General features: G+C 63.8%; 9 protein-coding genes and 1 pseudogene. 3 read left to right on the top strand and 7 right to left on the bottom strand.

What is annotated here, in order from left to right:
- Positions 1 to 309 precede the first annotated feature (309 nt).
- Positions 310 to 363 (top strand): annotated as a pseudogene (locus tag H7B90_RS33795) (hypothetical protein); the annotation flags it as partial.
- Here H7B90_RS33795 and H7B90_RS31895 read toward each other — a convergent pair.
- Positions 353 to 901 carry a glutathione peroxidase gene (locus H7B90_RS31895; RefSeq protein WP_185139944.1) on the bottom strand — a complete coding sequence of 183 codons (549 nt, stop codon included), beginning with the start codon at positions 899 to 901 and terminating at the stop codon, positions 353 to 355. The pseudogene H7B90_RS33795 and the gene H7B90_RS31895 overlap by 11 nt on opposite strands.
- A gap of 2 nt (positions 902 to 903) precedes the next feature.
- Positions 904 to 1359, bottom strand: a complete 456-nt coding sequence (locus tag H7B90_RS31890) for a MarR family winged helix-turn-helix transcriptional regulator (protein WP_185139943.1) — start codon at positions 1357 to 1359, stop codon at positions 904 to 906.
- Between the two features lie 77 nt (positions 1360 to 1436).
- Here H7B90_RS31890 and H7B90_RS31885 point away from each other — a divergent pair, with 77 nt between their 5' ends.
- Entirely contained in the window at positions 1437 to 1913 is a 477-nt protein-coding gene (locus H7B90_RS31885; protein WP_185139942.1) for a glutathione peroxidase, read from the top strand.
- Positions 1914 to 2004: 91 nt separating this feature from the next.
- Here the strand turns inward: H7B90_RS31885 and fur are convergent, their stop codons facing one another.
- The 4 genes from fur to H7B90_RS31865 all read right to left on the bottom strand — a co-directional run bounded on the left by fur (position 2005) and on the right by H7B90_RS31865 (position 5120).
- Positions 2005 to 2499, bottom strand: coding sequence for a ferric iron uptake transcriptional regulator (fur, locus tag H7B90_RS31880; RefSeq protein WP_185139941.1), 495 nt, complete (start codon positions 2497 to 2499; stop codon positions 2005 to 2007).
- A 63-nt stretch (positions 2500 to 2562) separates the two neighbouring features.
- Positions 2563 to 3219, bottom strand: a complete 657-nt coding sequence (gene spoIIM, locus H7B90_RS31875; RefSeq protein ID WP_185139940.1) for a stage II sporulation protein M — start codon at positions 3217 to 3219, stop codon at positions 2563 to 2565.
- Positions 3220 to 3352: 133 nt separating this feature from the next.
- Positions 3353 to 4552 (bottom strand): endonuclease Q family protein, encoded by a 1200-nt coding sequence (locus H7B90_RS31870; protein WP_185139939.1) that lies wholly within the window; start codon positions 4550 to 4552, stop codon positions 3353 to 3355.
- 1 nt (position 4553) lies between these two features.
- Positions 4554 to 5120 carry an NUDIX domain-containing protein gene (locus H7B90_RS31865; protein ID WP_185139938.1) on the bottom strand — a complete coding sequence of 189 codons (567 nt, stop codon included), beginning with the start codon at positions 5118 to 5120 and terminating at the stop codon, positions 4554 to 4556.
- A gap of 119 nt (positions 5121 to 5239) precedes the next feature.
- Here H7B90_RS31865 and mciZ point away from each other — a divergent pair, with 119 nt between their 5' ends.
- A complete protein-coding gene (gene mciZ / locus H7B90_RS31860) occupies positions 5240 to 5440 on the top strand; it encodes a Z-ring formation inhibitor MciZ (protein ID WP_185139937.1) in 201 nt (66 codons plus the stop codon).
- Here mciZ and H7B90_RS31855 read toward each other — a convergent pair.
- Positions 5424 to 5972 (bottom strand): anti-sigma factor domain-containing protein (locus H7B90_RS31855; protein ID WP_185139936.1); only part of this gene is annotated, 549 nt, incomplete at its 5' end. The two genes, mciZ and H7B90_RS31855, sit on opposite strands and share 17 nt — an antisense overlap.

The raw sequence follows: 5972 nt of genomic DNA, 5'->3' as shown, positions 1-5972 counted from the left end.
CGCTTGCGCCGGGGGGACCGCTTGCTCCTGCGCCGGCGGCAGCGCCCGCGCCGCGAAGCAGGCCGCCGCCGCAAGGGCTAGAAAGGCGGTCTCGCGCGGGCGGGTATGGCGCGCTTCGGTTGTCGCCAAATCGCGCAAGGGCTGAGCTCGGCTGGAGCCGCTGAACAAAAGGCGGTTGGAATAGATAGCCTGCCGGCGAACGGGAAGCTCGCCGCCATAACAAAAACATCCGTTAACGCCGGATTCCCAGGCGTTAACGGATGTTCGATTGCCGCCGGCACTTCGGCGGCCTGCGGGCCCTGAAGCGGCCTGCAGCGGCTTCGGCCAGGACGGCGGCGCGCCGAAGGCCATCTTACAGAAGCGCCTCGATGGCCGGCTCCATGTCCAGCGGTTCGACCGGCGACTCGAAGCGGCGAACGACGTTGCCTTGCCGGTCGATGAGGAACTTCGTGAAGTTCCATTTGATATCGTCGCCTTCCAGATACTCCGGCAGCTTCTCCGACAGGAAGGCGTCCAGCATCTTCCCGCTCGGCGTCGACGTGTCGAAGCCCTCGAAGGGCGCTTGCTCCGTCAAATAACGGAACAGCGGATGGGCGTGCGGGCCGCGGACGAGCGTCTTCTCGAACAGCGGGAACGTCACCCCGTAGTTGATCTGGCAGAAGCTCTGCACGTCCGAGCCGGTGCCCGGCTCCTGCTCGCCGAACTGGTTGCACGGGAATCCGAGAATCTCGAAGCCGCGGTCCTTGAACTTCTCGTACAGCTTCTGCAGGTCGGCGTATTGCGGCGTGAAGCCGCACTTGCTCGCCGTGTTGACGACGACGAGCACCTTGCCCGCGTAGGCGTCCAGCTCGGCCGGCTGGCCGGCGATCGTGCGCACGCGGTGATAATCGAAGATGGACATGTTCAATTCTCCTCCCGGCCGTTCTTGATATGAATCTTGTGAAGCAGCGACGTCATCTGCTCGCGGACCGCCAAGATCTCTTCGACGGAAGCTCCCGCCTGCTCGAACAGCTTCGCGGGGATGTCGCAAGCCTTAAGCTTCAGAGCCCGGCCTTCCTCCGTCAATTCGATCAGAACGTTCCTCTCGTCCTCCGGGTCGCGGGTTCGGGTTACGTAGCCCGACGCTTCCAGCTTCTTGAGCAGAGGCGTCAGCGTCCCGGAATCCAGATACAGGCGTCCGCCCAGCTCCTTCACCGTCACCCGGTCCTTCTCCCAGAGCGCGAGCAGCGTAATGTATTGCGTGTACGTGATCCCGAGATCCTTGAGCAGAGGATGATACAGCTTCGTGATCTCCCGGGCGCAAGCGTACACGGCAAAGCAAAATTGCTGGTCAAGCTTCATAAGATCTTCGCTGTCCATGTCATCCTCCTCTTGACACGCCATTTAAATTTTATACAATTGAATTGTATCATATATTAATGGGGAGGGAAAGTCCAATGAGCCTCTACGACATTCCGGTGAACAACCTTCGCGGAGAGACTTCGAACTTGTCCGAATACAAAGGCCGAGTCATGCTGATCGTCAATACCGCCACCAAATGCGGCTTCGCCCCGCAGTTCAAAGGGCTGCAGAAGCTGCACGAGCGCTACAAGGATCAAGGACTGGCCGTCCTCGGATTCCCGAGCAACCAGTTCGCGAACCAGGAACCTCTCGAAGGCGCGGACATCCAGCAGGCGTGCGAGCTGAACCACGGAGTGACGTTCCCCCTCTTCGCCAAGATCGACGTCAAGGGCCCGAACGCCCACCCGCTGTTCAAGCGTCTGACGAAGGAAGCGCCCGGCCTCCTCGGAACGAAGAGCATCAAATGGAACTTCACCAAATTCCTTATCGACCGCGACGGCCGCGTCGTGAAGCGGTTCCCTCCGACGGCGACCCCCGAGAAGATCGAAGGCGCGATCCGAAACCTATTATAATTTCCGGACTTCGGAATATGGATAAAGGGATGGCGCCAAGCTCCTCCGAGCCCGGCGGCATCCCTCTTCGCTTGATAATCGTTATGACGCGTTATGACGGATTCGAGGCGGCGGCCCCTTCCGGGTTGTTCCCGGCGGCTTCCGCGTTCTTGGCCCTGCACTTGGAGCAGATGCCCTGGAAGTCCAGCCGATGGTCCAGCACCGTGAATCCGTACTCCCGCTCGAGCCGCTCCTCCAGCGGAATGAGCCAGTCTTCCATAATCTCCGACATGGAACCGCATTGGACGCATATGAGATGGTGATGATGATGTTTGTTGTTGTCCTGCCGCAGGTCGTAGCGGGCCACGCCGTCGCCGAAGTTCAGCTTCTCGACGATGTGCATCTCGCTTAGCAGCTCCAAAGTTCGATATACGGTGGCCAGTCCGATCTCCGGCGCGATATCCTTCACGAGCATGAAGACGTCCTCGGCGCTGAGATGGTCCTCCTCGTTCTCCAGGAGCACCCGTACCGTCGCTTCCCGCTGCGGAGTCAATTTGTAGCCCTGGGATTGCAATTGCTGTTTGACCTTCTCGATTCGGGCTTCCATGTTCTCCCCCCTCCGGCCGCTCGGCGCACTTGGTTCCATTATAGGGGGAGGCACTTTAGGAAGTCAAACCCTATTCAGCGCGGACAGGACGGCCGCCGCCGCTCCCGGGGCTACCCTCTCCAGCAGATAGGGAGAGACGTACGCTTCGTACAGGGCGGCGCAGCCGAGCATGAGCAGCATCGTCAAGGCGACCGACGTGTGCGCGAGGAAGGGCGGCAGCAGGCGGCCCTTGCGCCGGAACAGCCGTTCGCGGACGACGTAATGGGCGAATCTCGCCCCGGATACGCTGGCGATCGCGAGAGCCGGGATGACGAGGGCGTTCTGGGGCGCGACGGCCGCCAGCGACACGGCGACGCCCTTCCAGGCCATCTCCCGGACGATGAGGCCGACGGCGAAGCCGAGCAGAACCCCCTTCATAAAATCGAGAGCCAGCATCAACGGCACGCCGATGACGGACAGGCCGAGCAGCCAGATGAGAGCCAGCCACTTCGCGTAGAGCAGGAAGCGGTCCCAGAAGGCGGCTCCGGAATCGAGCTGCTCCGGGCTCGCGAACGTCGCCCAATACGCCTTCAATTCCTCCGCCAGCTCCTGCTGCTGGTCCAGCGTCAGCGCGTTCACCAGCAAGGCGCCGAAGACGGCGCCCGACAGCAGCAGGACCCCGATGAACACGTACAGGTTCAGATTGTTGCGGGCCGACAGGTTCCACGGACGTACGTTCACGGCTTAAGCCCCCTTGTCCACATGACGCATCCGGTCTGGTGCCTATGTGTATGCGGGACAAACCGCTTCTAGTACCCGTCGCCGTCCGTCCCGGTCCGCTCCCTCGCGTTCGCTCCCTGCCCGCGCGGCCCGTTCACGGCCGCCCGAGAATCCGGCCGTACGTTCCTCCGCTTCCGGATTCGAACAGGAGCTCCCCGCGGCGGGCCGACGCGATCGCCCGCGCGAGCTTCTCTCCCGCCGTCCGAGCGATCCGCTCTTCCGGCAGCCGGTGCAGAATGCTCATCTCGGTGCCGAGCTCGCCGAGCAGGCGCTCCTTCATCTTGGGGCCGACGCCGGGGAAGAACGACAACGGAACCTGGTGGCGGTACGGAGGACGAAGCTTCGCCATGACCCGCTCCGCTTCCTCCTGGCCGCGGTCGGCGAGCTGCGAGATTCGGCCCGCCACCCCGCGGACGAGCCGCGTGCTTCCGCAGCCCGGACAGACGGCTTCCGCTTCCGCCTCGTCCTTGATCGGCTTCCGGCACGAAGCGCAATACGTCGTATGGTATTTGCCCAGCAGCGGATGGAGGCCGATATTGGCGGCGATCCGCCTGCCGTCCTCCCCCTTCAGCGCCTTCGCCCATTCCTCGAACGTCGGCTTCTCCAGCTCCAGCTCGTTGCACTCGCGTCCGATCATGCCGGTCGAATGCGCGTCCGAATTCGTCAGGAACGCGTACGCGTCCAGCTCCCCGAGCCGGGAAGCCATCGCCGTGTCGGCGCTTAAGCCCAGCTCGACCGCCGCGATGCCGCCCGGATCGAGCCTGGCGTCCAGCCGGTCCGCCGAGCAGCCGAGCAGCCCCCGGTGCGGGGTGAAGATATGGGCGGGCACGAGCAGCCCGCCCCGGGCGGCCAGCTCCTCTTGAAGCTCGCGCGCCGTCGCCCGGATTCTCTGCGAGCTGAGCCGGACGTTCGTCATGCGCGGAGCCATCCACGCGGTCCAGCTCTTCATCGCCTCGAAGGTCGGCAAGTAGGCGAGAAGATGGAACGGTCCTCCGCCGGGCTCCATCACCTCGACTTCGCAGCCGGGAAGAACGACCGCGTCCCGGTAGCGGATACCGCCGCCTTCGGCTTCCTCCATCTCCCCCGAGTCGAGGCATTCGAAGATGTCCTCCTGCACGGCGGGCGAGTGGCAGTCGATGACGCCGACGAGCTCGATGCCCTTGCGCTCGGATGCTTCTTGCGCGATCGAGCGGAACGTCAGGCCGCGGCTGGCGCTGATCTTGACGGGCTCGCCGCGGCCGGTGCTGCCGATGTGCACGTGCAGATCCGCGTAGACGGTTCGCAGCCGGCCCAAGTCAGATCGCTCCCGTCGCCGCGTATTGACGCCACATGTAGACGGCCAGCAGCGTCTTCGCGTCGTAGATCCGGCCGTCCCGAACGTAGGCTTCCGCCTGCTCCAGCGTAATCGCCTCGCAGGTCAGGAACTCCTCGTCGTCCAGATGGACCTCCCCCTGCTCCAATTCGTCCGCGAAGTAGAGGTGAATGACTTCCTCGGCGAAGCCGGGGGACGTCGAGAACGTGCGCAGGTGGCGAAGGGAGCGCGCCTTGTAGCCGGTCTCCTCCTCCAGCTCGCGCCCGGCCGCCTCCATCGGATCTTCTCCCGGCTCGAGCTTCCCGGCCGGGATCTCCACCTGCACCCGTTCGAGCGGCTTGCGGAATTGCTCGACGACGAGCATCCGGTCCCCGAGCAGCGCGAGCACCGCGACGGCTCCCGGGTGGCGCACGATCTCCCGCGTCGCCGTCTCCCCGTTCGGAAGCTGCACCGTGTCCACCTGCACGTTGATCATCCGCCCCTCGAAGATCGGCTTCGTCGAGATCGTCCGTTCGTAAAAAGGATGGCGGGTCGCCTTGTTGTCTTCCATCGCCTATGAATCCTCCTGTCATGAAATGGGCTTCGCCCTCATAGGTAAACCATATAGACTTGTCCCGACATTTGCAAGCTTGGGGTCGGCCGGACGGTCCAATCGAAGGAGGAATCGGGATGTTGAAGACGTACGCGACGGACAAGCAGATCCGGTGGACGGGCAAGGCATGGGAGATCCGTTACGCCCTGCGCAGGGCGGCAAGCCAAAAAGGCGGGAAAACCCGTCTCGCCGACTGGCTTCCCGCCGCCTCTTCATCCGCTTCGTCCGCCCATACCGTTAAATCCGCGACGGATAGCTCTCCTACTTGGAAGGAATAAGCGTCAGCTCCGCCGTCTGGGGAGAAGTCGGGGATTCGCTGCCGCCCTTCGGTTCGATCGTGAGGACGAGCGCCTCCCACAGCTCCGGACGGACGTCGTCCGAATACAGGTGCGCCTGGTCCTGATGGAATTGGAGGACGCCGAGATTGGCATCCCTGCCGCCGTAGGTCGCCCACGCCTGCACGTCCCGATCCTTCGACGGCAGCATCCCTTCCAGGAACACGAACAGCTCGTGCGTCCTCACGTTGATCCAGACGGTCTCCTTCGCGTCCGCGCCGTCCCCGCCCCGGATGCGCCCGGCTCCCCCGTTCATCGAATAGACGACCGTATCGGGACGGCTCATCATCCCGGCCCCCTCGGGGGCGTGCAGCTGCGCGTAGCGTTCCGGAGGGAGGTTCGTTCCTTCTCGAACCTTGTCCGTCAGGAGCAGGCTGCCGAACAGAAGGAGCACGGCCGCGGCTCCGGCCGTCGCCCAGGCCCCGGGCCGCCGGGCGAACGCTTGCGCCGCCCGGCGGGCGGCGCAAGCGTTCGC

This window comes from Cohnella xylanilytica (assembly GCF_014212175.1).
Classification (GTDB): domain Bacteria; phylum Bacillota; class Bacilli; order Paenibacillales; family Paenibacillaceae; genus Cohnella; species Cohnella xylanilytica.
The sequence above is the reverse complement of the archived record's forward strand: the minus strand, read 5'-3'. Positions and strand labels throughout refer to the sequence as shown.

What these genes read in the sequence shown, in the direction of transcription:
- fur (WP_185139941.1), bottom strand. Translation starts at nt 2,499, where the DNA reads ATGGAAGCCCGAATCGAGAAGGTCAAACAGCAATTGCAATCCCAGGGC.
- H7B90_RS31890 (WP_185139943.1), bottom strand. Translation starts at nt 1,359, where the DNA reads ATGGACAGCGAAGATCTTATGAAGCTTGACCAGCAATTTTGCTTTGCC.
- H7B90_RS31895 (WP_185139944.1), bottom strand. Translation starts at nt 901, where the DNA reads ATGTCCATCTTCGATTATCACCGCGTGCGCACGATCGCCGGCCAGCCG.
- H7B90_RS31865 (WP_185139938.1), bottom strand. Translation starts at nt 5,120, where the DNA reads ATGGAAGACAACAAGGCGACCCGCCATCCTTTTTACGAACGGACGATC.
- mciZ (WP_185139937.1), top strand. Translation starts at nt 5,240, where the DNA reads ATGTTGAAGACGTACGCGACGGACAAGCAGATCCGGTGGACGGGCAAG.
- H7B90_RS31885 (WP_185139942.1), top strand. Translation starts at nt 1,437, where the DNA reads ATGAGCCTCTACGACATTCCGGTGAACAACCTTCGCGGAGAGACTTCG.